20 protein-coding genes, 1 riboswitch and 1 other annotated feature are annotated in these 22,972 nt (G+C 47.8%); of the genes, 15 read left to right on the top strand and 5 right to left on the bottom strand.

Going from position 1 to position 22,972, the window contains the following annotated elements:
* The first annotated feature begins 14 nt into the window (after nucleotides 1–14).
* On the top strand, nucleotides 15–356 hold the full coding sequence (locus BN2762_RS23855) for a DUF1492 domain-containing protein (protein ID WP_055109303.1): 342 nt from the start codon (nucleotides 15–17) through the stop codon (nucleotides 354–356).
* 1,257 nt (nucleotides 357–1,613) lie between these two features.
* Here the strand turns inward: BN2762_RS23855 and BN2762_RS27930 are convergent.
* Nucleotides 1,614–2,156 carry a helix-turn-helix transcriptional regulator gene (locus tag BN2762_RS27930; protein ID WP_230202586.1) on the bottom strand — a complete coding sequence of 181 codons (543 nt, stop codon included), beginning with the start codon at nucleotides 2,154–2,156 and terminating at the stop codon, nucleotides 1,614–1,616.
* A gap of 120 nt (nucleotides 2,157–2,276) precedes the next feature.
* Nucleotides 2,277–2,525, bottom strand: a complete 249-nt coding sequence (locus BN2762_RS27925; protein WP_230202585.1) for a cupin domain-containing protein — start codon at nucleotides 2,523–2,525, stop codon at nucleotides 2,277–2,279.
* 129 nt (nucleotides 2,526–2,654) lie between these two features.
* On the opposite strand from BN2762_RS27925, the gene BN2762_RS23840 reads away from it, so the two are divergent.
* On the top strand, nucleotides 2,655–3,551 hold the full coding sequence (locus BN2762_RS23840) for a sugar phosphate isomerase/epimerase family protein (RefSeq protein ID WP_055109301.1): 897 nt from the start codon (nucleotides 2,655–2,657) through the stop codon (nucleotides 3,549–3,551).
* Nucleotides 3,552–3,705: 154 nt separating this feature from the next.
* A complete protein-coding gene (locus BN2762_RS23835; RefSeq protein WP_055109300.1) occupies nucleotides 3,706–4,734 on the top strand; it encodes a Gfo/Idh/MocA family protein in 1,029 nt (342 codons plus the stop codon).
* A 110-nt stretch (nucleotides 4,735–4,844) separates the two neighbouring features.
* Here the strand turns inward: BN2762_RS23835 and BN2762_RS23830 are convergent, their stop codons facing one another.
* Nucleotides 4,845–6,137 carry a DUF4179 domain-containing protein gene (locus BN2762_RS23830; RefSeq protein WP_055109299.1) on the bottom strand — a complete coding sequence of 431 codons (1,293 nt, stop codon included), beginning with the start codon at nucleotides 6,135–6,137 and terminating at the stop codon, nucleotides 4,845–4,847.
* A complete protein-coding gene (locus tag BN2762_RS23825; protein WP_055109298.1) occupies nucleotides 6,124–6,675 on the bottom strand; it encodes a sigma-70 family RNA polymerase sigma factor in 552 nt (183 codons plus the stop codon). Before BN2762_RS23825 ends, BN2762_RS23830 begins: the two co-directional genes overlap by 14 nt.
* A 381-nt stretch (nucleotides 6,676–7,056) precedes the next feature.
* On the opposite strand from BN2762_RS23825, the gene pyk reads away from it, so the two are divergent.
* The 3 genes from pyk (at nucleotide 7,057) to BN2762_RS23810 (ending at nucleotide 10,538) form a co-directional block, all read left to right on the top strand.
* Entirely contained in the window at nucleotides 7,057–8,481 is a 1,425-nt protein-coding gene (pyk, locus tag BN2762_RS23820; RefSeq protein ID WP_055109297.1) for a pyruvate kinase, read from the top strand.
* A 264-nt stretch (nucleotides 8,482–8,745) separates the two neighbouring features.
* Nucleotides 8,746–8,857, top strand: a riboswitch (purine riboswitch).
* 89 nt (nucleotides 8,858–8,946) lie between these two features.
* Entirely contained in the window at nucleotides 8,947–9,930 is a 984-nt protein-coding gene (locus BN2762_RS23815; protein WP_392391606.1) for an EamA family transporter, read from the top strand.
* A 221-nt stretch (nucleotides 9,931–10,151) separates the two neighbouring features.
* Nucleotides 10,152–10,538, top strand: coding sequence for a (deoxy)nucleoside triphosphate pyrophosphohydrolase (locus BN2762_RS23810; protein WP_055109296.1), 387 nt, complete (start codon nucleotides 10,152–10,154; stop codon nucleotides 10,536–10,538).
* A gap of 167 nt (nucleotides 10,539–10,705) precedes the next feature.
* On the opposite strand, the gene BN2762_RS23805 is transcribed toward BN2762_RS23810, so the two are convergent.
* Entirely contained in the window at nucleotides 10,706–13,096 is a 2,391-nt protein-coding gene (locus BN2762_RS23805; RefSeq protein WP_055109295.1) for a polyprenyl synthetase family protein, read from the bottom strand.
* A 144-nt stretch (nucleotides 13,097–13,240) separates the two neighbouring features.
* Here BN2762_RS23805 and BN2762_RS23800 point away from each other — a divergent pair, with 144 nt between their 5' ends.
* From BN2762_RS23800 to BN2762_RS23765, 9 genes are all read left to right on the top strand, one after another.
* Nucleotides 13,241–14,143 (top strand): helix-turn-helix transcriptional regulator, encoded by a 903-nt coding sequence (locus BN2762_RS23800; RefSeq protein ID WP_055109294.1) that lies wholly within the window; start codon nucleotides 13,241–13,243, stop codon nucleotides 14,141–14,143.
* 93 nt (nucleotides 14,144–14,236) lie between these two features.
* On the top strand, nucleotides 14,237–14,896 hold the full coding sequence (locus tag BN2762_RS27920) for a GyrI-like domain-containing protein (RefSeq protein ID WP_222861111.1): 660 nt from the start codon (nucleotides 14,237–14,239) through the stop codon (nucleotides 14,894–14,896).
* 798 nt (nucleotides 14,897–15,694) lie between these two features.
* Nucleotides 15,695–16,279 (top strand): LURP-one-related family protein, encoded by a 585-nt coding sequence (locus BN2762_RS23790; RefSeq protein WP_055109293.1) that lies wholly within the window; start codon nucleotides 15,695–15,697, stop codon nucleotides 16,277–16,279.
* A 103-nt stretch (nucleotides 16,280–16,382) separates the two neighbouring features.
* The gene (locus tag BN2762_RS28365; protein ID WP_392391605.1) at nucleotides 16,383–16,490 is read left to right on the top strand and encodes an SHOCT-like domain-containing protein; all 108 of its coding nucleotides are present in this window, start codon (nucleotides 16,383–16,385) and stop codon (nucleotides 16,488–16,490) included.
* The gene (locus tag BN2762_RS23785) at nucleotides 16,491–16,772 is read left to right on the top strand and encodes a hypothetical protein (RefSeq protein WP_055109292.1); all 282 of its coding nucleotides are present in this window, start codon (nucleotides 16,491–16,493) and stop codon (nucleotides 16,770–16,772) included.
* Between the two features lie 70 nt (nucleotides 16,773–16,842).
* Nucleotides 16,843–17,078: a binding site (T-box leader), on the top strand.
* Nucleotides 17,079–17,162: 84 nt separating this feature from the next.
* The gene (gene tyrS, locus BN2762_RS23780) at nucleotides 17,163–18,422 is read left to right on the top strand and encodes a tyrosine--tRNA ligase (protein WP_055110374.1); all 1,260 of its coding nucleotides are present in this window, start codon (nucleotides 17,163–17,165) and stop codon (nucleotides 18,420–18,422) included.
* A 193-nt stretch (nucleotides 18,423–18,615) separates the two neighbouring features.
* A complete protein-coding gene (locus BN2762_RS23775; protein WP_055109291.1) occupies nucleotides 18,616–18,948 on the top strand; it encodes a nucleotide pyrophosphohydrolase in 333 nt (110 codons plus the stop codon).
* Nucleotides 18,949–18,963: 15 nt separating this feature from the next.
* Nucleotides 18,964–20,919, top strand: a complete 1,956-nt coding sequence (locus tag BN2762_RS23770) for a DUF2075 domain-containing protein (RefSeq protein WP_055109290.1) — start codon at nucleotides 18,964–18,966, stop codon at nucleotides 20,917–20,919.
* Nucleotides 20,920–21,132: 213 nt separating this feature from the next.
* Nucleotides 21,133–22,833, top strand: coding sequence for a hypothetical protein (locus BN2762_RS23765; RefSeq protein ID WP_055109289.1), 1,701 nt, complete (start codon nucleotides 21,133–21,135; stop codon nucleotides 22,831–22,833).
* Nucleotides 22,834–22,972 lie beyond the last annotated feature (139 nt).

Below are 22,972 nucleotides of genomic sequence, written 5' to 3'. Positions count from 1 at the left end.
AGGGGGAGGTAGCTTTGGAAGAACAACAAACCGTGTACGAGCAATATCGCAGAGAAGTGTATCGGATCGCCTGGCGGATTCAGTATCGGGCAAAGGTCGTGCGGAAGCGGGAGTGTTCATTTGGCGGAATGGAACCTGCCACAACCAGTTTCACCTCATCTTCTGATAACAAAATCGTCGTAAGACAGTTGATCAATGCCCTCCCGTCTGACACGGGCAGATCGGTTATCTTCAAGCTGTATATCCAAGACAAGACAGAGCAGGAGGTTGCCCGTGAATTGAACATGAGTCAGCAAGGGGTGAACAAATGGAAGCGAAAGATGATCAAAGAATTGTCCCGGATGGTGAGTTCCTGAACCTGCTGCAAAAGGCAAGGCAAAACGACGTAGAATCAACTCTTAAGCTCATCGAGCTCTATAAAGGGGATATTCTCAGGGTAAGCAAGTATATTCACTCGTCGGAGGAAGATGCCGTTTCAGATATTATACTAGAGTTCCTAGAGTTGATTAAGGAGCGAAAGGAGTAGGGGGTTGTCCCAGAAGTCATCCTAGATGACTGAGGGGCGCCCCTTTCTTTTCGAAAGCTACTCGTTTCTGGGAATCCGTTTCTGTGGAATCCATTTCTACCGGAATCCATTTTTTCTTTGCCTGCAACTCATTCTTTGGCTCATCTTATATAAGGCTATCGGGTTTTATACTCGAACATACCTACTGAACTCGAACATACCTACTGAACTCGAACATACCTACTGAACTCGAACATACCTACTGAACTCGAACATACCTACTGAACTCGAACATACCTATTGAACTCAATTAAAAGCTGCCGAAATCGAACACTAAATGGAATTCATGTATCTAATTATGCTCTAAACGAAGGTTTCAGGGGAGTAGATGGATTTCATGCATTTAAAATCAAGAAACCCCGCTCCCGCAGGTGATCTACCTTCTTTTAACGACATGCAATCCATTAAAATCTGCTTTCCTTGCTTTGCGGCAAAAACTAGCTACTATAAATCCATTTAAATCGCGAAGTCCGCGGAACCATGTTCGCTAGAACGAGAAACCCATGATTCATGCTCGGCGTAGGTTGGAGAGCGTGTATAGTCACATCAAGAGCGTCCGGATTTGGAGAGCGTGTCTGGCCACATTATTTGCAATCGGAGGTGTAAATGGAATTCATGTATCTAATTATGCTCTAAACGAAGGTTTCAGGGGAGTAGATGGATTTCATGCATTTAAAATCAAGAAACCCCGCCCCTGCAGGCAATCTCCCTTCTTTTAACGACATGCAATCCATTAAAATCTGCTTTCCTTGCTTTGCGGCAAAAACTAGCTACTATAAATCCATTTAAATCGCGAAGTCCGCGGAACCATGTTCGCTAGAACGAGAAATCCACGATTGATGCTCGGCGTAAAGCGGGGGAGGGGCGTGCTTCGTTACATCAAGAGCGTCCGGATTTGGAGAGCGTGTATAGTCACATTAAGAGCGTCCGGATTTGGAGAGCGTGTCTGGTCACATCATGGCCGACCGAAGGCCGAGAGCGTATTTGCTCATACCAAGGTCAACCCGTCGTAAAGTTACTTTCGATGGGCCCCTCTTTTTCTAATTTTTCATAGGGTTGATAATCCGGCAGTCTCTTTCCGCCACTGGGATGGCGAGAGGCCTTTATACTGCTTGAACAGCTTGGTGAAATAGTTCGGATTGCCGCAGCCGATCCGCTCGGCGATTTCCGTCACCGTGAGGCCGCTGCCGCTTAGCAGTCTCGCAGCTTCGTTGATGCGAATATAATTAACGTATTCAATGAGCGTGGAGCCGGTCGTTTTCTTGAATGCTTTGCAAAAATGATACGGGTTGAGATTCATCATCTCCGCCGCCATGGATACGGTGATCGGTTCTGCATAGTGTACATCGATATACAGCAGCAGCTTCTTAAAGCGATCTGCATTTCGCGTACGGGCCAGAGCCGCGCGCCCGTGCGGCTCGCCTGGCAGGAAACGGCGGGATAGCAGCGTGAAGAGGATGTACAGTCGGCTTCTGACCATTAATTCGTAGCCGGGCTGCTTGGCTTCATACTCCTGTATGACCTCTTCTAAAATATGCCTGAACTGCTGGTTTTCAGCATCCAGGTGACTTAATTTAATTGGGAACAGCAAATCTCCACTCAGGTATGGCGAAATATACAGCGTATGCCTGGGATCGGGAGATTTGCTGTGCTCAAGCAGCGCAGCGTTAAATACTACAGCATAGTATTCGAGCGGTCCCTCCCGGGCGGCCTAGCCTGCATGCAGGGCGCCGGAGGGGACGATGATGATATCGCCGGCCTGGGCCTCATAGGGCTTGCTATCGATATAGAATAGGGCCTCTCCCTCCACCATAAGCAGTATTTCGAAATGCTCGTGCCAGTGCATGTAGAGCGAAGGAGTACCTTTCAGCAGCAGCTCCATCCGGAGGCGAAATATATTAAATGGATAAGCGGGATCAGTCAAATACGTATGCTCACGCAATTCCAGCGGGTGCGTCATATCAGGCAGCAGCTCCTCTATCGCAATTTAGAACCAAAAAAGCACAAGATTATATAGAGATATATTCAAGCAAGCGCTATACAATGGGCTTATGCTTCACAATATACTCAATATAGGAGTGGTTGGCAAATGCAAGGCGGCAATCATCATTTACGTATAGGCACGCTGGTTAACGGGCAGGATGCGGTGCGGGTTATCCCGCAAATTTTGCCGCATGGCTTTGAGTCCTTCAGCCTGACCTTCTGGCAAACAACAGGCGGCATCGATTTGGCGGAGCTCGCCAAGCAGGTTCGTGAAATCGTGGATGAGCATGATGTGGTCATTTCCAGCATCGGAGTGTTCGGCAATCCGCTGACTGGCGAAGGGGATAATGCCGATACGCTGGCCAGCTGGGAGCGGGCGATCGATCATGCCCAATTGTTTGGAGCGGATATCGTCAGCGGCTTTACCGGACGGCTGACGGATTGCCCGATCGATGAGTCGCTGCCGCGTTTCAAGGAAGTGTTCGGGGAGCTGGCCAAGCGTGCAGCCGATCGAGGCGTGCGGATCGCCTTCGAGAATTGCGACATGGGCGGCACCTGGTGGAAGGGCGACTGGAACATCGCGCATAACCCCCAGGCCTGGGAGTTGATGTTCAACGAGGTTCCCGCCGACAATCTCGGCCTGGAATGGGAGCCGTGCCACCAAATGGTCAGCCTGATCGACCCGATACCGCAGCTCCGGAAATGGGCAGATAAGGTTTTCCATGTTCATGGCAAAGACGCGACGATCGCCTGGGATATTGTCAAGGAATATGGCATTCACGGCCCGAAGGAGTTCGTCTGGCACCGTACGCCGGGATTCGGTGATACGAACTGGACGGATATTATTACGATTCTGCGTCAAGCCGGGTATCAAGGGACGATCGATATCGAGGGCTGGCATGACCCGGTCTATCGCGATGAATTGGAGATGACCGGCCAGGTGCACGCATTGAATTACTTGAAGCAGTGCCGGGGCGGAGCGTTCGTGCCGAATCCGGTGTAGGAGGAGGATTGCGGCGGTCATCCATTCACCAAGCTCCTTATGAATGACGCAGGCATTCTCCGTGAAGTTGAGCTTAGCAACGGATGCCCGATAAGCCCGACAAGGGAATGAAATGACTCCAGAGTATACGAGCTGAATATAGGTGGTGTGAAAAATGAATAAGCAGCATCGCATTGTGATTGCCGGCTGCGGCGGGATGTCGAATGTATGGATCCAGGAGCTGCTGAAGCGGGACGATGCCGTTATCGTCGGGCTTGTCGATGTGTATTTAAGCCAGGCAGAGAAGATCCGGGACGCCTACGGGCTGGATTCCGGCGTATACACCAGGCTGGAGCAGGCCATCGCGGATACAAATGCGGATTTGGTTATTGACGTGACGATCCCGGACAGCCATTTTGAAATCAGCACAACCGCGATGAAGTACGGCTGCCATGTCTTTGGCGAGAAGCCGATGGCGGCCACAATGGAGCAGGCCAGGGAGATTATCGCAACAGCCGATGCCACGGGCAGAACGGTGTCGGTCATGCAGAACCGCCGGTACGATGCTAATATCCGCGCGCTGCGGGAGCTGATTTCCTCCGGCACGATCGGCAGGACCGGCATGATCAATGCTGATTTCTTCCTCGGTCCGCATTTTGGCGGGTTCCGCGATGTTATGGACAGTCCGCTGATACTGGATATGGCGATCCATACCTTCGACCAGGCCCGGTTCATTATTGGGGCAGACCCGGTGTCGGTATACTGCCATGAATTCAATCCTCCAGGTTCATGGTACAAGGGGAATGCTTCCGCCGTCTGCATTTATGAAATGTCGGACGGGTCTGTATTCTGCTATCGCGGCTCTTGGTGTGCGGAAGGCTCTCCTACGTCCTGGGAAGCTGATTGGCGGATCATCGGCGAGAAGGGAACGGCGATTTGGGACGGTGTCCATGCGCCGTATGCGGAGGTCGTATCGGCGGGCGAATCGGCGGAGCCGAAGTTCATGCGCGATACGGTGCGCGTGGAGGCGCCGATGCGCTGGAACGGCAGGCCAGGGCATGCGGGGGGAGTGGACGAAATGTTCCTGGCCCTGAAGGAGGGCCGTCCGGCGGAAACGGACAGCCGCGATAATATCCACAGCATGGCCATGGTGCTTGGAGCGATCGAGAGCGCGAAGAGCGGGCAGAAGGTGATGCTGGGATAAGTCAGCTGTCGGAGCCTTTTCCCGTAGACAAAGCCATAACCGCCCAGAATGAACTGCACCTCCAGAGTCAGGTGTAAATTGAGTCTTGGAGGTGCAGTTTAAAGCGGCGGTTAATCCACAGGGATCTCGATAGCTTCATTGTATGCTTTTATATAATGCATTCCTTTGATGTACAGATATTCAGGCTTGACCCGCGTATCGAACAACAGGGTGCGCTCCTTCAGAACGGTTCCGTCGTCCAGCTCAGTTTCAATTTGGCCGACCGTCGTTCTTAGAGAGGTTGCCTCGCCCAAGGCTTCGACCGAGACGCCGTCCAGCAGGATGTCATCCCCGGTGGCGATCATTATTTCCACGCCTTGTGAGGTAACGGCCACCTTTTTCACCCATAGCTCTTTATCTGCCAAAAAGAAGGGCTCTTCGCCAGCTGAAGCGAGGGGCAGCCTCTGATCCAGCTGCCTGTAGCCGATAAACTCCTGAATGACGAGCTCCAGAGACTCCAGCGGCTTAGGCAAGGCATCGTAGCGAAGGTCGAATTTTCTGCCTCCCGGTGCTGAACTATGGCCGCTGCCTATCATTTCCACAGATTCTCCGTTGGCGATTAACTCGATTCCGCTTAATCCTAAGGGAAGCCGGTCAAAGTTATCCACGTTTAGCGTTCCCTTAATCATAGTCATCGATGGCGTGGCGGTGATCGACTGGAAGTTTAATACTCCTTGGTCGACCTTTATCTTTCTATGAATCGGATACTTGATCTGAGTTAATATGGCCTGGTTCGGGTCATAGGGAAAGGAAATGCTGTGTTCAATAAGTTGATTATTCGCGTCCGTTTCGTAATAATGCAGGGTCAGCTTTTTAGCAAAAGGACTCACAGGCTCGAAGAACATCGTTCCTTTAATTTCCGTATGCTCCTCATTCGGCAGGGATACGCTGCTCTCGAGATTAGAGCTCGTTAAGAAACCGCTGAATTTGGAAGGCCAGAACAATCTGCTGCCGTCCTCCTTGATTCCCTTGGGATTCCTTAAGGTGTAATACATCACCAATTGGTTCGCATCAGCCATAATGCCGTCAATGGTAAGCTCCGTCCCGTCGGTCAGGGTCGCCTGCTTGCCAACGGGCTGTCCCATGCCCTGCTCATTGAGCTCCTGCAGCCTTGTACCGCTGATTAGCTCGTCGAATCCGAGCAGCTTCTTGCCATAGTATGCAAAGGCATTGTAATGATAACCGAAGATAACAAGCAGAAATAAGGCGACTGCCGCGATTCTCCATACGGGAGACATCCATCTGGTTCTTGACCGGGCTGCTCCGTTCAGGGCATTCCTTAATCTCGCTTCCATCTCCTCTGGCGCGGTTATGGAGTCAATGCGCTTCTTTTCCTTCAATAATTGTTCCTCAACGTGATTCATCAGCTTCACCTCCATAGAGCTCTCTCAGTTTCTTAAGCCCTTGAAAAATCCGGGATTTCACAGTTCCCACCGGCACGTTCGTCATCTCCGCGATCGTCTGGTAATCAAGATCATGCCAATATTTCAATTGGATCGCTTCCTGCTGCTGCTCGTTCAAATGAAGCAGCATTTGCCGGATATCCATTTGCTGATCGGTGTACCGATAAGGATCGCCTGGCGGTGCATGCTCCGCTGCAGATCGGCCGTCCGCCCCCGCATCATCCAGCAGCACCAGCTGCTGCCGCTTGCGAAGCAAGGCTTTGCAGCTGTTCACCAGAATCGTTCTGCTCCAGCTGTAGAAGGATTCCGCTTTCTTAAGCTGGCCGATGTTCTCGTATAATCTGACGATCATCTCCTCCATGGCGTCCATGGCGTCATGCGAATTTCCCATATAGGTGAGCGCAAGCCGGTAATAGTCGTCCTTCTCGGCCATAATTAATTGGAGCAGCGCCTCCTTATTCCCCTTTTTTGCTTTCTTTACATATCGAACCGCATTCATTGCTTCACCTCGCTCCCCTATAAGAGTCATGACCCCGGCGAAAAGTTCATTTCTTATGAAAAATATTTTTCTGGCTGCTTCAAAGTATACATCGTTCTAATGGATATGCACTGTTCTGTTTGCGCAGGGCTGCCTTCTCATTCTTTGGTCGTAAAGTTTAGGAAGCTCAGGCTTTGGGATTGACAGACCGATTCATGAAAATCCTTCGCGGCGGGATACTAATGTTTAGTTCATTTTGATTTAGGGCGCGGGCGCATAGCAGAGCTTGCCGTTCCGGCACTCCGAACCGGTGTGGAGGCGAAATTAAAGCCTGTTAGCGGCCAAAATCGAGTTTTAGGGTAATGAATATAATATGGCAAGTTCAGAAGAAGGAGGAAGATCATGCTGCGGACAAAAATCATTTGCACGCTTGGACCGGCCTGCGATACGGCAGAGACTCTGAAGGAGATGATTCAGGCCGGCATGACCGTGGCCCGCTTGAATATGGCGCATGGGGATCCGGATGAGCATGCAGGCCGGATTCGGCGCCTTCGCGAGGCAGCGAAGGAGTTGAACGCGTATATCCCGGTTATGATGGATATCAAGGGGCCGGAGGTACGCATCGGCAAGCTGAAGGAAGCGTCCTGCCGCTTAACGGCCGGCGAGGAGTTGATTCTGACAACCGAGGAAATAGAAGGCGATTCGTGCCGAATTTCAGTCAATTACGCGGAGATGCCCTCGGTCGTACGGAAGAATGACCGCATTCTGATCGATGATGGCCTCATCGAGCTGAGCGTTATCGAGGCTGCAGGCACGGAAATTCGCTGCCTCATCAAGAGCGGAGGCCAGCTTAAGCCGCGTAAAGGCGTGAACCTTCCCGGAATTCATACGACTCTGCCGGGCGTGACGGAAAGGGATATCCGTCATATCGGCTTTGGCCTGGAGCAGAAGGTCGAGATGATCGCGGTATCCTTCGTCCGGAAGGGCGATGATATCCGCGAGGTGCGGAGGATTCTGGAGGAGCGCGGCGCCGGGCATGTGCAGATTATATCCAAGATCGAGAACGAGGAGGGCGTCCTGGAGCTGGACGATATTATTGAGGCTTCCGACGGCATTATGGTAGCGCGGGGCGATCTCGGCGTAGAGGTTCCCGTGGAGAACGTTCCGGCGATGCAGAAGGAAATGATCGACAAATGCAATAGGGCCGGCAAACCGGTCATCGTTGCGACACATATGCTGGAATCGATGCAGGTCAATCCGCGTCCGACACGGGCAGAGGTCAGTGACGTCTATAACGCTGTAATGCAGGGGGCGGATGTAGTCATGCTCTCGGGAGAGTCGGCGGCGGGAAAATATCCGGTTCAGTCCGTGCAGACGATGGCCAGGGTGGCTCGCCAGGCGGAAGCCACGATCGACTATCGGGAGCAATTTAACCGGAAAAGAGCCCAGCATGCCACCAACATTACGGAAGTGATCAGCCAGGGCGCTGTAAGCGCCTCGCTGGAGCTTGATGCCAAAGCGGTCATCACCTCGACCGAGAGCGGCTTTACGGCCCGGATGGTATCCAAGTATCGCCCCAAGGCACCGATCCTCGCGATAACCTATAATCCTCATGTGCTGCCTGCGGTCTGCCTGTTATCGGGCGTCTTTCCCTTCCTGGGTGAGCATGTAGCGACCACGGACGAAATGTTCGACACAGCGATTCAGCTTGCGCTGAAGACAGGCTATGTGAACGCGGGCGACACCGTTGTATTGTCTGCTGGTTTGCCGCTGGGTCAGGCAGGCACGACCAACCTGATTCAGATTCAGCAGGTCCAGGCTAAATGAACGTTTCCTTAGGCCTAGGCCATACATGAAGGGAATTATTCCGGCAAGCCAATTGCAATCCCCCAAGCAAGGCATTAGGTTCCTGGAACCCGTGCACGGCTTGGGGGATTTTTATCGGATTCATAACTTTTGGATTCATACTATATTACCGATAAGGATGATCAGAGTGTGCGGGATGTATTCAAAGTATTGACAGTATTGAGCTTGTCGTGTAAGATGTGTTTTGGTTATTTCGTTGTGGTTTGCTGCAGCGCCAGGAACGAGCGTGACAATCGCATAGATTTTCGTATAACCTCGCTAAATAAGCTGGAAGATCGGAGCGAGGGTTTCTACTGGAAGCCGTAACTTCCTAGCTACGAGAATGAGAATGCTTTAATGGATTCTTATTTCGGAGCTGGGATTTTTTGCGTTTCCGGGCTTATTTATTTCAGTCGGCGATGTGAGGAGGATGTGCAAAAAATGAAAATGAAGTACTTTCTATCTGTATTCATTGGAGCGAGCAGCTATGGCGTGTTATCGACCATCGTTGTACTCGCTTATGGTCAAGGATATCAGCTTGGCGAGGTGGTCGGGACGCAGCTGTTGACGGGATGCATTCTCGCCTGGCTGCTGGCGATATATACCGCATGGAAGGAACGGCGTAACATGCCGGGGCAGGGCAGTCCGCGACGAACAGCGGAGGGGGCTGCAGCAGGTTCTGCAAAGCCGGAGAATTCAGCTGGCCGTTCGTCCAAGCTGTCCTGGAAGCATCGGCTGCTGCTGATGCTGGCCGGTACGCCGACGGCGATCACGGGACTGCTCTACTATCAGTCGCTGCGTTATATTCCGGCTTCGCTGGCAATTGTGCTGCTGTTTCAATTTACGTGGATCAGCGTCCTGATTCAAGCTGTCAGCAAACGGCAGCGTCCTAACGGGATTACGCTGTTAACGCTCGCATTGCTTCTGGGAGGCACACTGTTCGCGGCTGGCCTTATAGAGCAAAAAACGGGTGATTTCCCCGCGATCGGCATTGCGCTGGGATTGCTAGCTGCTGTCAGCTACACCCTGTTTATTCTATTCAGCGGCAAAGCGATGCCGACGGTTCACCCGGCCTATCGCAGCGCCTGGATGATCACAGGCGGACTGGTGCTGGTATTCATCCTGTTTCCGCCGTATTTCTTGTTTAATGGCTTGCTGTGGAGCCAGCTGCTGCTGTTCGGCTTCCTGCTAGGCTTGTTTGGAGCCTTCATACCTCCGGTGCTGTTTGCGGTCGGCGTCCCTCATATCGGCGAGGGCATGGCGGGAATACTAGGTGCCGCAGAGCTGCCGGTTGCCGTCCTGCTCTCCTCCTTCGTCCTTCACGAGCATGTGACGATGCTGCAATGGTGCGGCGTAGTCATCGTTCTTTTCGGAGTTATGCTGCCAGAGCTCTATAAGATGAGAGCAAGAGCGGCGGGGCGTTTGACTTAGACTTCGTGTTTCTAGTCCCCTACGGCACACCTTCTGCTGATCAGCTGGTCTGATTAGAGGAGGTGTGCTTTTGGGTATGGCGGCATATTTTATTTTGAACCCCCGAAATTTGAACCAAAAACCCGAAAATTTGCATGGAAAGCCCGGAAAAGCGACACTATGAGTAGTACTGCTGTATTGATTTGAATTATTCCAGAATTTCTGTGAGGTGAAGGGACGTCATGATCCAAGTAGCGGCGGCGATCATCGAGAATGAACTAGGGCAACTGCTGATAGCACGGAGAAAAAAAGGGAAATCTCAAGCAGGGCTGTGGGAATTTCCAGGCGGAAAGATCGAGGAAGGCGAATCCGGCGAAGATTGCCTCCGCCGGGAGCTTAAAGAGGAAATGAACATTGAAATTGAGCCTTATGCCTATGTCGGCGTCAATGATCATTGGTACGGAGAGCTGCACATCCGGCTGTTCGCGTGGAGAGCAAGATATGCGGCGGGGACCATTATTTTAGCCGACCATGATGAATACCGCTGGGCGGAGAAAAAGGAGCTGGAGTCTTTTGAGTTTGCTGAGGCGGACAGGATGTTTGTTCAGCTGATTTTGCGTGACGGTTGAAGATGAGTACAATTCAAAACCTGGCTTCATTACATTGAACTAAGAAAGCTTGCCACTGTTGGCAATATAGAGAGAATTAACATTCAGAGAAAGCCAAGTTCATGAATCTAGCCATGTTATGAATTGTCATACTAAAAGAAAAAACCTCCGGTCTCGGAGGTTTTCGCTCATTTATCCCTGCTAATCATATAATTCAATAAATGCTTTAGGAAGACGCTGCTTCGCGGCATTTCGTGCAAGCTCTCCATGGCCAGGCAGTAGTGATCCCACATCGCCCTCCGGGCCCCATCCTGGCCGAGCAGAGTTACAAAGGTTGAATTGTTGTTATCAACATCCTGGCGGACTGGCTTGCCCAATAGGCTCATTTCGCCTTCCGAGTCCAGCAAATCGTCCTTAATCTGAAAGGCAATCCCTGCATGATAGGCATATTTCTTTAAAGATGCAATTTCCGATTCCTTGGCCTGAGCGAGAATCGCTGGCATCACAAGACAAGCCTCAAAAGCGATCCCTGTTTTGTAGAAGCAAATCGTGTTCAGCTGCTCCAGCGTTAACGCTTTTCCTCTGGAATCCAAATCCATCGCCTGCCCCATACAGATTTCCCCTGCTTTTTGCGAGGAATATCGAATCAAGGCAAGAACGGCTGCGGGATCGAATCCGCTTAGGGATGATTGCTCTTCAACCGCTTTTTGAATGAGGTACAGGCCGGTTAGCTCTGCAGTGGCACTGTTATGGATCTGGTGCAGAGTCGGCCGTCCGCGCCGGGTAGAGGCATTATCCTGTGAAGGCAGATCATCGAAAATCAAAGAGGCCGTATGCATATATTCCAATGATTTCAGCAGCGGCATAATCGCCGAAGCCTGCAGCCCATATTCGTTCACGCCCATAACCCAGGTCAGGATGGGCCTCAGGCGCTTGCCATCGCCCTGAAGGCTGTAATTTGCAGCATCGATCAGCGCTTCTGCAGCGGAGGCCATCCCGCCGGAAATTCCGCTGGCTTTGGCAATCTGCAATTGCTGATTAATCTGCTGGCGAACGGTATGGATCGTGTTGATGAAGCCTTCTTTCTCTGTACGGCTGTTTCTTAGGACGGTGACCACCTGATCCCGAAGCAGCTTATCAAGAAAGTCTACGTCTTCCGCTTGCTGAACCATTTGCTGGACGAGCCGGTTGAATTCCGGGTTTCCCGAGGCAAAGATGTTCATGATCTCGTTGTACTTTTCTGTCCCGAGGCGCTTCTTGCAGCGTTTTAACCCGTTAATGGCACGGTCCAGGATGACCTCGCGGGTCTTCGCATCCGAATGGTACACATCATGGATCAGGTAGGAAATAACTGTCCAGTATAGCTCATAGGGATTAATCAGGTCCGGGCGCAGCCCGCGGTATTTTAGAAAATACGTATAAGGCGTCACCGCTCCAGCCTCCATATCCTCGAACATATCCGCAAAATCATCCGCGAGCTGGTTGTAGATCCCGTAATAGAATGTTCGCTGCTCAAAGCCTTCATCCTCGGAAGCGCCAATGACGGAACGTACGATTAACCGGGAGGATGAGGATTTCAAAATTACAGGGAGGTACAGCTCCTCGTTGGTGTATGCGGAATTCGCGAGCACCTTGCTGCGATCCAGCTCCTGAGCATGAAAAAACACATAGGATTGCTCAAAAAAAACATGGATGGCTTCGGGCCGCTGGCAGCCCTTAATATATTCAAAAGCTTCCCGAAGCTCCGAATATACGTAATGGATGAAATCCCCGTGCTCACCGCTCCACTCTCCGGGCTCTGGAACAGAGCCGGTCAGCAATGCGGTTCTGATCATACGCGAATACTGCTGCTTCTCCGCGGTATTCAAAATATCGGAATCCAAGAGATCGTCAATAAAAGGATAGGTCAGGCCATAGGAGTAGCCGAGCCGGACCGCTTCATCCAGCTGTCTGGAGCGCTCGTCAGCCGGTAGCGTGTCGTCCATCTCTTCTATGGCATGAAGGACTACCCCGAGAATGATCTTCATCAATTTTCGCTGGACATGCTCTGCGTCCATTTTCTCAGGAAGATGGGAGGAGACGCTGTTCAGCTTGTGGATCAGCCAGATTGCGGCGTCCTCAATGTCCTCCTTCTGCGCCCAGCGGTACAGCCCGGCCAGACTCATAAATTCAGGCTGATCATGATGGGTACCGGGGGATTTAAGCAGATATTTTTTCACATCTGCTGTTGTTCGTTCGATACGGGCCCGGGTGTCGGGAGAATCCAGAGCTTTGCCCAGATCGCGCAAATAAATATAGGAGATGCTTCGATCCAGATAATCGTCCAGCTTACCAGTTCGGTTCAGCCAACCGATATACTTGTGATAGCCCGGAGCATCAGGGAGCTTGCTGCCAAGTGAAAGCCTGGCATGCCAGGGGGGAGGGACATGTCTCTTTTTCCACAAATGGATATCGGCCGTCAGGGCTTGCAGATCACTGTGATCCATTACCCGCTGCTGAAGGGATGCCAAATACCGGGCCGCCAGTTGCTCCGCTTTCTGATACCATGTATCGGCTTGAACCGCAATTACCTCATTCATCGTAGGATTCCCTCAATTTCTATGGTTGATTGACAAAGTATGTTTACATCTTTATACGTAAAATTATTTTTGAGGTTACAGCTTCGTGACAAGGAGCAATATATTCCCATTTACGTTTTGTTAAAATAAGCAGGGGGAGTACATATGCAAATAAACAGGCTGCTTGAAATTGTGTATATTTTATTAGAGAAAAAGCAGGTAACCGCCAAGCAGTTAGCGGAGCAGTTCGAAGTATCTCAGCGGACGATTTATCGGGATATAGACACACTGAGCGCGGCAGGCATTCCCGTGTATACGAATAAGGGAAAAGGGGGCGGCATTCGTCTGCTGGATCAGTTTGTGCTGGGCAAATCGATGCTGTCAGACAAGGAGCAGGTAGATATCCTCTCATCGCTCCAAGGCTTGAATGCTTTAAATGTGCCAGACGTAGAGCCTGTGCTGAATAAGCTCGCTGCGATCTTCAACAAAAATTCCACGAGCTGGATAGATGTTCATTTCTCCAGATGGGGCTCTGATGCTGCGGAGCAGGAGAGGTTCAACCTGCTGAAAACAGCGATTTTAAGTAGAAATATAGTGACCTTTAACTACTATAGTTCCAATGGTGAAAAAACCGAGAGGCGCGTAGAGCCTTTAAAGCTGATTTTTAAAGGGCAGGGCTGGTACATCTATGGATTTTGCAGGTTAAAAAATGACTTTAGAATGTTTAAGGTTAGCCGAATTAAGAACGCAGCTTGCTCCAAAGAGACCTTTGCAAGAGAGGTGCCAAAGGATATTTGGGACTATCCTTCGAGTATGAACCATAGGAAGGTGGAGCTTGTTCTAAGGATCGAGTCTAGAATGGCTTACAGGGTTTATGACGAATTCGATCAGGAGGGCATAACCAAGAATCCAGACGGAAGCTTTATAGTAAAGGTGAATTATGTCGAGGATGAGTGGGTGTACGGGTACATCATGTCCTATGGTCAGGACGCAGAGATTATAGAGCCCAAGCATGTGCGGGACATCATACGGGAAAGGCTGGAGGCGAGCTTGCGGAAGTATTTATAAATTTATAAAACTTGCTTTTATAATATGACATGCTGTTGTCTAATTAGTGCTGCTATACTGGCCTCAATATCCCACTGAAAAGAGGTACAGCATATGAATTATGAAATCGTGCATGTAGAGGAAAAAACAGTCGCAGGACTGCGGATCAGAACTAGTAACGGTGATCCGAATATGAGCAGCAGTATAGGCGGGCTCTGGCAGCGGTTTTATCAGGATGGCATCTACCCGTCGATTCCTGGCAAAAGGAATGATAAAAGCATCGGCTTGTACACCCACTATGAGCTGGATGGGAATAGTGTTGCATATGATGTGTTGGTATGCTGTGAAATTGAAGGTCCTGGGCAACTGCCGTCTTCTCTGCAGTCAGCCCCAGCCGGGCAGTATCTGACTGAACAAAGAACAGACCAAGCGACTGAACAAGTGACTGAACAAGTGACTGAACAAGTGACTGAACAAGTGACTGAACAAGTAGCAGAACATGGAAGTGTGCAAGGGACAGCGCATGGCACGGAACAAGCGGCGGCTTCTACTCCTGTCTCACAAAGTTCCGCAGAGCTCCAGATCGAAACGATCCCAGCAGGGAAATATGCAAAATTTATTATCCGTGGTCATGTGGAGCATGCGGTGGCCGAATTTTGGACGAAGCTGTGGTCGATGGAGCTGGACAGAAAATTTACTAGTGATTTTGAAGAGTACCAAAGCGGCGGGGATATGGACAATGCAGAAATCCACATTTATATTGCGTTGAATTAGCTCGGATATGTTAATGTTATGAACCTATGATAGACAAATATGAACTGACTATAACGGCGGACGGCGGCTCGTTGTAGTCAGTTTTTTTGATCTTTGGCCAGTTGTGATGTAACCAAGCGTCATCGAAAGGAGGATATTTAAGTTAATGTTCCCAGGGACAGCAGAGAACCACGGCATTGTCGCTAAAATTAGCAGATTGAGCTGATTCACGAGCGTTCGGGATGGAGACTTGTTCAATATGAAGGGTTGGCACGATGCTTGTTCGTGTGTCGAGGACAAAATCTGAGAAATGTCCATCTAAAGGTGGACACCAACGAGGTTATTGACCAAAACACAGAAATAACTGCATATTGTGTTTTTCTGATCTTTGAAGACTGTATATAGATTTTTTTAAATGATGAAGCCGTATCTCTCTTACAGAAAAGTGTCCACTATTTGAAAGACATTTTGGCGAAAAAGTCCACCGAGGAAGAACGTAAAATGGAACCAAGTAGAACCACAACAGCATAACACATAAAGAATAGCACCAAGTAGAACACCTCAACGGCATAACAGCATAACGGCATAACAGCATAACAGTAAAAAGCACAGAAGAACACCTCAACAGCACAGCACAGCAAACACATTAACAGAACACTACAGAGAATAGCGCTACAAAACACAATTTTGGAACTCACTTTCAGACTTAGAAGGCTAACTTAGGATATGGTTTTCATTTGGTGATGGACTCTATATACAAGTGTCCCAAGCTTGCCGTAATATAAAAATATTAAAATACATAGGGGGCATTTCGGAAAAGTGGATAATAAATTCGGTTATGATCAATATTTGGTTAGGCAGAAGATAATTTCCGTATTAGGGGCCAAGTTTCATATTTATAATCCCAATCAAGAGCTGGTCATGTTCTCGCAAATGAAGGCCTTTAAGCTAAAAGAGGATATCCGGCTGTACAGCGATGAAAGTATGAGTGAGGAATTGCTGACGATTAAGGCGCGTAATGTGATCGATTTCTCAGCGACCTATGATGTCCATGATCCGAGTACGGGCGAACATGTCGGAAGCCTGCGGAGAAAGGGTTTGAAGTCTATTTTGAAGGATGAGTGGATCATTCTAAACCCGGGCGAGGCCGAGATCGGACGGATTAAGGAGGATCGCAGACTTCTTGCCTTTCTGCGCCGGTTCCTCAGCAATTTGATTCCGCAAACCTACAATGTAGAGATGAATGGCAGCACGGTGAGTACCTTTACGCAGAATTTCAACCCGTTTGTGACGAAAATCAATGTGGATTTCTCCAGTGACCCGGCCCGTATACTCGATCGCCGCTTGGGGCTTGCCGCAAGTGTCTTGTTATGTGCGATTGACGGAAAACAGTCAGGCGCCTAAAGGGGATAAATGGAATAAAAAGGAAAATAATACGGATTGCACGCGCGAAAACCGGGTTTGAGCAGGCTTTGGAATACTCTAAGGTAATTGGCATTATTATTGAATAGCCGCTGGTTGTTTTGTTAAGAAGCTTGCCATTGAAGAACGTATATCGTTGGAGGATGCACGGCTGATTATCGAAAAATATAATGCAGAGAGGAGAGGGGGATAGATGTCTGAGTTCATCGTGTTCTTCATTATTATTGGGATGTCGGCGTTTCAGTATTTTATGGCTACTAGAAACAGTATCATTCTTGGTGCAATCATACCTATCCTGTTTACAGCTGTGATGACATGGATGTTTACTACCAGCAGAATTGAGAGTATGACGAAGTACATTGTATTGCTCCTCGTCGGATTGATTATTTTGATTGAAGAATGGGTAAGAGGCCGAAAATCCCTCCAAAAGCGTCGCCAGAAAGAACTGGATATCATGAAAGCTAAAGATTTATGATTCATTTCAAACAGCAAAATCCATTTGACAATTGAAATTCAATTCACTATACTTTCTGTAAACTTATATGTGATTTACGATGAAGGAGCAAAGTAGCGGGCAGTCACTGCTTACCAGAAAGCCAGGGGTTGATGGAACCTGGCAGCATTACTGATCCCTTGCGAATTACACTCTGGAGTAACTTGGGTAATGCCAAGCGGGTTGGCTCACGATAAAGAGCTGAGAGTGGTATGATGAGAAGTCGGCCGGCTATTCATGTCATCGTACAAATTGGGTGGTAACACGGTTAATTCAATCGTCCCTGTAGTCTGCACAGACTAAGGGGCGATTTTTTATTTTTATACTCATACATCATATAAGATTAAGAAGGAATATAGGGAGCTGAGCATGTTGAACATTATCGATGAACTGGAATGGCGTGAAGCAATCAATCAACAGACGGATGCGGAGGGGCTCCGCAAGCTGACCGAGGAGAAGGCGATCTCCTTGTACTGCGGGGTGGACCCGACGGGAGACAGTATGCATATAGGGCATTTGATTCCTTTTATCATGCTGAAAAGATTTCAGCTGGCAGGTCATAAGCCCGTCATTCTCATTGGCGGAGCGACTGGAACGATCGGCGACCCGAGCGGGCGTCAATCCGAGCGCAGCCTGCAGACGATGGAGCAGGTTCAGGCGAACGTCGAGGCGCTAACTGCGCAAATGAAAAAGCTGTTCATGACCGATGGGGATAATCAGCTGCGGCTGGTGAACAACTACGACTGGACGCATAAATTGAATGTGATTGATTTTCTGCGGGATTACGGGAAGAACTTCACCATCAACGCGATGCTGGCCAAGGATGTCGTAGCGAGCCGGCTGGAGAGCGGAATTTCGTTCACGGAGTTCTCGTACCAAATTTTGCAGTCGATCGACTACCTGCATCTTTATCGGGAAGAGGATGTGCAACTGCAGATCGGGGGCTCCGATCAATGGGGCAATATTACGAGCGGGCTTGATCTCATTCGCAAAAAAGAAGGCCCAGAAGCTCAGGCGTTCGGCTTAACGATTCCATTGATGCTGAAGGCCGATGGTACAAAGTTCGGCAAAACGGCGGGCGGCGCCATCTGGCTGGATCCGAAGAAAACGACGCCGTACGAATTCTACCAATTCTGGGCGAATACCGATGACCGCGATGTCGTGAAATACCTGAAGTATTTCACCTTCCTGGATAAAGAGGCGATCGACGCGCTGGCTGAGAAGGTACAGAGCGAGCCGCATAAGCGCGAAGCGCAAATTACGCTGGCCGAGGAGATGACCCGTTTCGTGCATGGAGAGGAAGCTCTGGCTCAAGCCAAGAGAATCACGGCCGCTCTGTTCAGCGGGGATATTAAGTCTCTGACCGCCGATGAAATCGAACAAGGCTTCAAAGAAATGCCGACCTTCGAAGCGGCCAAGGAATCCAAGAACATCGTCGACTGGCTTGTTGACGTAGGCATCGAGCCCTCGAAGCGCCAAGCGCGGGAGGACATTACGAGCGGTGCAATCTCTCTGAACGGCGAGCGGGTCAATGAGCTGGAGTTCGAGATCACAGTCGATCTGGCCATCGAAGGCCGCTTCATCATCGTCCGCAAAGGGAAAAAGAAGTACCATTTGGTGAAGCTGGTTTAAGGGGCAAAGAGCATAAGGCACAGCATTTTCCTGAGGGAGGGTGCTGTGTTTTTTGTTTTAAAGCTTATGACTATTGACTTGAATATTGGCTTGATTCGTTGGTGCTAGTCTTCTATATTTATAAGCAGCCGTATTTGTCTATTTTAATATAAAGCCTATAATAGACACATAAACACCATTAAGGGGTGTCTGTATGGATGATATTATTAACAAAATCATTGAATTCCGAGACGCGAGGGACTGGAAGCAGTTTCATAACGCCAAAGATTTGGTCATTTCTTTAACATTAGAAGCTGGCGAATTGCTTGAAAATTTTCAATGGAAGAGCAGCGATCAAGCGGTCGATGCTAACTTTGACAATATTCGAGATGAATTGGCGGACGTTTTGATCTATTCGCTGATGCTTGCGCATGATTTAGAAATTGATATTAAATCTGCGATTTTGAACAAATTAGAAAAGAATGAAAAGAAGTATCCTATAGAGAAATTTAAGGGAACTTCAAAAAAGTATACAGAAGCAGAGTAACGGGGTGAGACATCATTGATTATTTATGAAGCTACCAAGGAAGAGTTCATGAATGATGTTACAGACGATAGTATTGCTGTCAAAATTCACGAATCCTTTCTACAGAGAATTGGTAAGGTTTCGCTCAGTGAGATTAACTCCTGGAACAATTCCATGAATTATATGTACAAGGTTCTGAATACTCCAATTATTCCTGATGATGTAGGGGTTGCTATTGAATATAAGGTACCTACTACCTCAAGAAGGATAGATTTTATGTTAACGGGACTGGATAAGCAGGATCGCTATTCCGTTGTCATAGTAGAATTAAAACAATGGACGGCCTTAAATAAAATCGAGAGCTTAGATGGGCTTGTGGAGACGGTTATAAATAAAAGATTAGGCAAGCATACACATCCATCGTACCAAGCTTATACATATGCCAGATTAATATCAGATTATAATGAAACGGTTCAGAATGAGTCGATCTCTCTTTATCCTTGTGCTTATTTGCATAATTATATCCGGGAGGAAAATGATCCTCTTACAGATGCTGTATATGAAAGCTGGATAGCTGAGGCCCCGGTATTTACTAAAGGGGATGCTTTAAAGCTGAGGGGGTTTATTTCTACCTACATTAAAAAATCAGATCGAAAAAAATCCCTTTATCTGATTGAACACGGAAAGATAAAGCCTTCTAAATCATTACAGGATTCACTTCTCAAGATGCTAGATGGAAATGAGGAGTTCTTGATGATCGAAGAGCAGAAGGTTGCCTATGAAGAGGCTCTTCTAATGGCTAAAAAAGCGCAATCAACTGATCGTAAGCAGGTTCTGATCGTGGAGGGCGGGCCAGGCACAGGCAAATCAGTGCTGGCGATCAATTTACTTGTAAAACTTACGTCACAGGAAATGGTCTGTCAATACGTAACGAAGAATAGCGCTCCTAAGCGGCTTCAGCAGGGTTACAGGAAAACTGTAATTAATAATTTGTTTAAAAGCTCGGGAGTCTATTATGAAGCATTGCCAAATGAATTCGATGTTTTGATTGTAGATGAGGCTCATCGGCTAAATGAAAAATCAGGCTTATTTAAGAACAAGGGCGAGAATCAGATGATGGAGATCATCCGGGCAGCCAAGTGTTCCATTTTTTTTATTGATGAATATCAAAAGGTCTCTATGCAGGACGCAGGAAATAAAGAACAAATTAAACAATTTGCACAGCTATACGATGCAGAGGTTGTAGAGATCGAACTAGAATCCCAATTTCGTTGTAACGGATCGGATGGATATTTAGCTTGGTTGGATGATGTGTTAGGTCTTCGAGAGACGGCCAATTCGGATGGGTTTGATTTTCAGTATGATTTTAGAGTTTTTGATGATCCGAATGAATTACGTCATGAGATTTTTAAGAAAAATCACAATAATAAAGCCCGGATGCTTGCAGGCTATTGTTGGGACTGGATTAAAGATGGAAAGAACAATCCACAAGTTCATGATATTTATATAGAGGAATACCAGTTTTCTGCAAGCTGGAACTTGAATAATACACAAACATGGGCAATTGATCCTGAATCCGTGGAGCAAATCGGCTGTATTCACACTTCTCAAGGGCTGGAGTTTGAGTATGTGGGAGTGATTATCGGTGAGGATCTTCGATATATGGATGGAAATATTGTAACAGATCCATTCAAGCGTGCGAAGACGGATAAATCTTTGTCCGGGTTTAAAAGCTTGTACAAAAAGGACAAGAATAAAGCTCTGCGCATAGCCGATCAAATTATTAAGAATACTTACCGCACGCTTCTAACAAGAGGGATGAAGGGCTGCTATATTTACTGTGTCGATCCTTTGCTGAAGGAGTATTTCATTAAAAGACTATCAAGGCTTTCAAGGCTACATAATATTACATATCCTTTATATAAAGAAAGAGAGTATGCAGTAGCTGAGGAAAAAGCCTCTTATATTACTAGGGAAAAGCCGAGCGAGTAGTTGGTTATCAGGAACTCCTTCTTGTGAAAATCAGCAGATTTATCCATAGCATAGTGATATGATAGAACTAACTTGAATAGGTCTATGGGGCCGGAGAAACGGAATGGGGGTTAGATTTAGAGAGCAGAATTCTTGTGAATGGTTTAACGAATATGACAGAAGAAGTTATTAAAGCGGGATAAGCAATCATCGTTTAAAAAAGTGGAGGCCAAGATGAGAAGGATTTGTACTTTGTTTTTAGCGCTATGTCTCTTTTTATTCATAGAGGTATCAGCGAGTTATGCAGAAGAGGTTGTAACAGCAACGGTGAGCGATAGTAAGGTAATTATTGATGGCGAGGTTGTTCGCAGCTCCGGATTTAATATTCAGAATTATAATTATTTTCGTTTGCGTGATTTGGCAAATCATTTATCAGGAACGAATAGTCAATTTAATATTACCTGGAACAATAGCCAGAATGCGATTGAATTGACTACAGGCAAGGCTTACTCGGCCAATGAATCTTTCCGTATCCCTTACTATAGTTCTGGCAAAGGGTATGAAGCCAAGCTATCAACGGCCAAGATGGTGATTGACGGGAAGCTTCATTCGATACAGGCTTATAATATTGATAACAACACTTATTTTCAACTCAGAGATTTGGCCAAAGTATTAAAATTTGATGTTTCATTTGACTCTGCGGCCAATAGTATTGTTGTAGATCCATACCTGCCTGAAAATGCGTATCAAGCGGCAGGAACAGGAGTAGGGGAAAATAATATTGTTCAGTCTTACTTCCCAAGAAGGGGCGAGCCGATTCGATCCCATTTAATAAAGAATAGCGATGGTACGTTCAGCAGTATAACCGCGGATGAGAAACGTGTTCGAATCGAGACATACAACAAGGACTATGAGGTAACTTCAAGCAAAGAGCTTCCTCTTGAATTGCCGCTCTATGGAGCCTTTTATAGTGGAGAGAAATACAATTATATTGCTTATGGACAAGAAAATGAGGAACAGAATGACAGTAAGGAAGTAATTCGAATTGTTCGCTATGATAAAAGCTTCAACCGGGTCGACAGTGCCTCTATTAAGGGTGGAGAGAGCTTCACTATTCAGCCGTTTCGCTCCGCAGCCCCTAGAATGGCTGAACATGGCGATGAGCTTGTATTACATACGTCACGATTGAGGTATTTAACATCAGATGGCAAGAATCATCAGTCTCAGCTTACTATAATTATTAACACGTCTAAGATGAGCATAACTAATTATTTAGGACAATTTCAGAAGAACCATGTAAGCCATTCCTTTAACCAGTTTGTTAAATATGACGGGAAGGAACATGTCCTGGTGGATCATGGGGATGCGTACCCCCGGTCGATCGTGCTTCATAAAGGAAACGGATCACAGTATAGGGAAGTAGATTTATTTCTTATTCCTGGCAGTATTGGTGCAAATGCGACTGGAGTTTCTCTCGGGGGATTCGAGATTTCCTCTACGCATTATATAACTGCCTATAACAAGGTTGATCATTCTAAGGTGCAGTCCTATACCAATTTCGAGATGGTCGGGCTGGATAAGGATGTTCGTGATATCATGCTTGCTGTAGTGCCTCGTTCTAATTTGAGCGAAAGTGCAGTTAATAACATAACTATAGCGAAATATACATCAGGTACGGATCATATTGGCTCCATCCCCAAGTTAGTAAAAATAAACGATAATCGGTTTATGATACTGTGGCAGGAGTTTGATTCTAAACATACGCCGCTTGACGTGAAGTATGTAGAAGTTGACGGCAGCGGTAATCCCCTTGGGGAAATCAACCGTATTTCTAAATTCGTACTTTCCGAATGCGACCCGATCATTATGGACGACAAGTTGGTTTGGTTCGCGGATCAAAAAGGCAAGCGTATTTTTTATACGATTCCGCTGTAAAATTGAAAAGGCCATGGCACCGAAATGGTGACTGTGGTCTTTTTTTACAAATAAGCAAAATAGAACAGGATATTGCTCTTTAAAAGTCGTATAATAATTATTTAAGGAAAAAAAGGGGGGAAATGGATAAGGAGCCGAG

The organism is Paenibacillus ihumii (assembly GCF_001403875.1).
GTDB classification, from domain to species: domain Bacteria; phylum Bacillota; class Bacilli; order Paenibacillales; family Paenibacillaceae; genus Fontibacillus; species Fontibacillus ihumii.
This window is presented reverse-complemented; position numbering and strand designations above follow the sequence as displayed.

Bases quoted from the DNA above. Each gene is read 5' to 3' on its own strand.
- BN2762_RS27925 (WP_230202585.1), bottom strand. From the start codon at position 2,525: ATGACGCACCCGCTGGAATTGCGTGAGCATACGTATTTGACTGATCCC.
- BN2762_RS23840 (WP_055109301.1), top strand. From the start codon at position 2,655: ATGCAAGGCGGCAATCATCATTTACGTATAGGCACGCTGGTTAACGGG.
- BN2762_RS23835 (WP_055109300.1), top strand. From the start codon at position 3,706: ATGAATAAGCAGCATCGCATTGTGATTGCCGGCTGCGGCGGGATGTCG.
- BN2762_RS23830 (WP_055109299.1), bottom strand. From the start codon at position 6,137: ATGAATCACGTTGAGGAACAATTATTGAAGGAAAAGAAGCGCATTGAC.
- BN2762_RS23825 (WP_055109298.1), bottom strand. From the start codon at position 6,675: ATGAATGCGGTTCGATATGTAAAGAAAGCAAAAAAGGGGAATAAGGAG.
- pyk (WP_055109297.1), top strand. From the start codon at position 7,057: ATGCTGCGGACAAAAATCATTTGCACGCTTGGACCGGCCTGCGATACG.
- BN2762_RS23815 (WP_392391606.1), top strand. From the start codon at position 8,947: ATGAAGTACTTTCTATCTGTATTCATTGGAGCGAGCAGCTATGGCGTG.
- BN2762_RS23810 (WP_055109296.1), top strand. From the start codon at position 10,152: ATGATCCAAGTAGCGGCGGCGATCATCGAGAATGAACTAGGGCAACTG.
- BN2762_RS23805 (WP_055109295.1), bottom strand. From the start codon at position 13,096: ATGAATGAGGTAATTGCGGTTCAAGCCGATACATGGTATCAGAAAGCG.
- BN2762_RS23800 (WP_055109294.1), top strand. From the start codon at position 13,241: ATGCAAATAAACAGGCTGCTTGAAATTGTGTATATTTTATTAGAGAAA.
- BN2762_RS27920 (WP_222861111.1), top strand. From the start codon at position 14,237: ATGAATTATGAAATCGTGCATGTAGAGGAAAAAACAGTCGCAGGACTG.
- BN2762_RS23785 (WP_055109292.1), top strand. From the start codon at position 16,491: ATGTCTGAGTTCATCGTGTTCTTCATTATTATTGGGATGTCGGCGTTT.
- BN2762_RS23775 (WP_055109291.1), top strand. From the start codon at position 18,616: ATGGATGATATTATTAACAAAATCATTGAATTCCGAGACGCGAGGGAC.
- BN2762_RS23765 (WP_055109289.1), top strand. From the start codon at position 21,133: ATGAGAAGGATTTGTACTTTGTTTTTAGCGCTATGTCTCTTTTTATTC.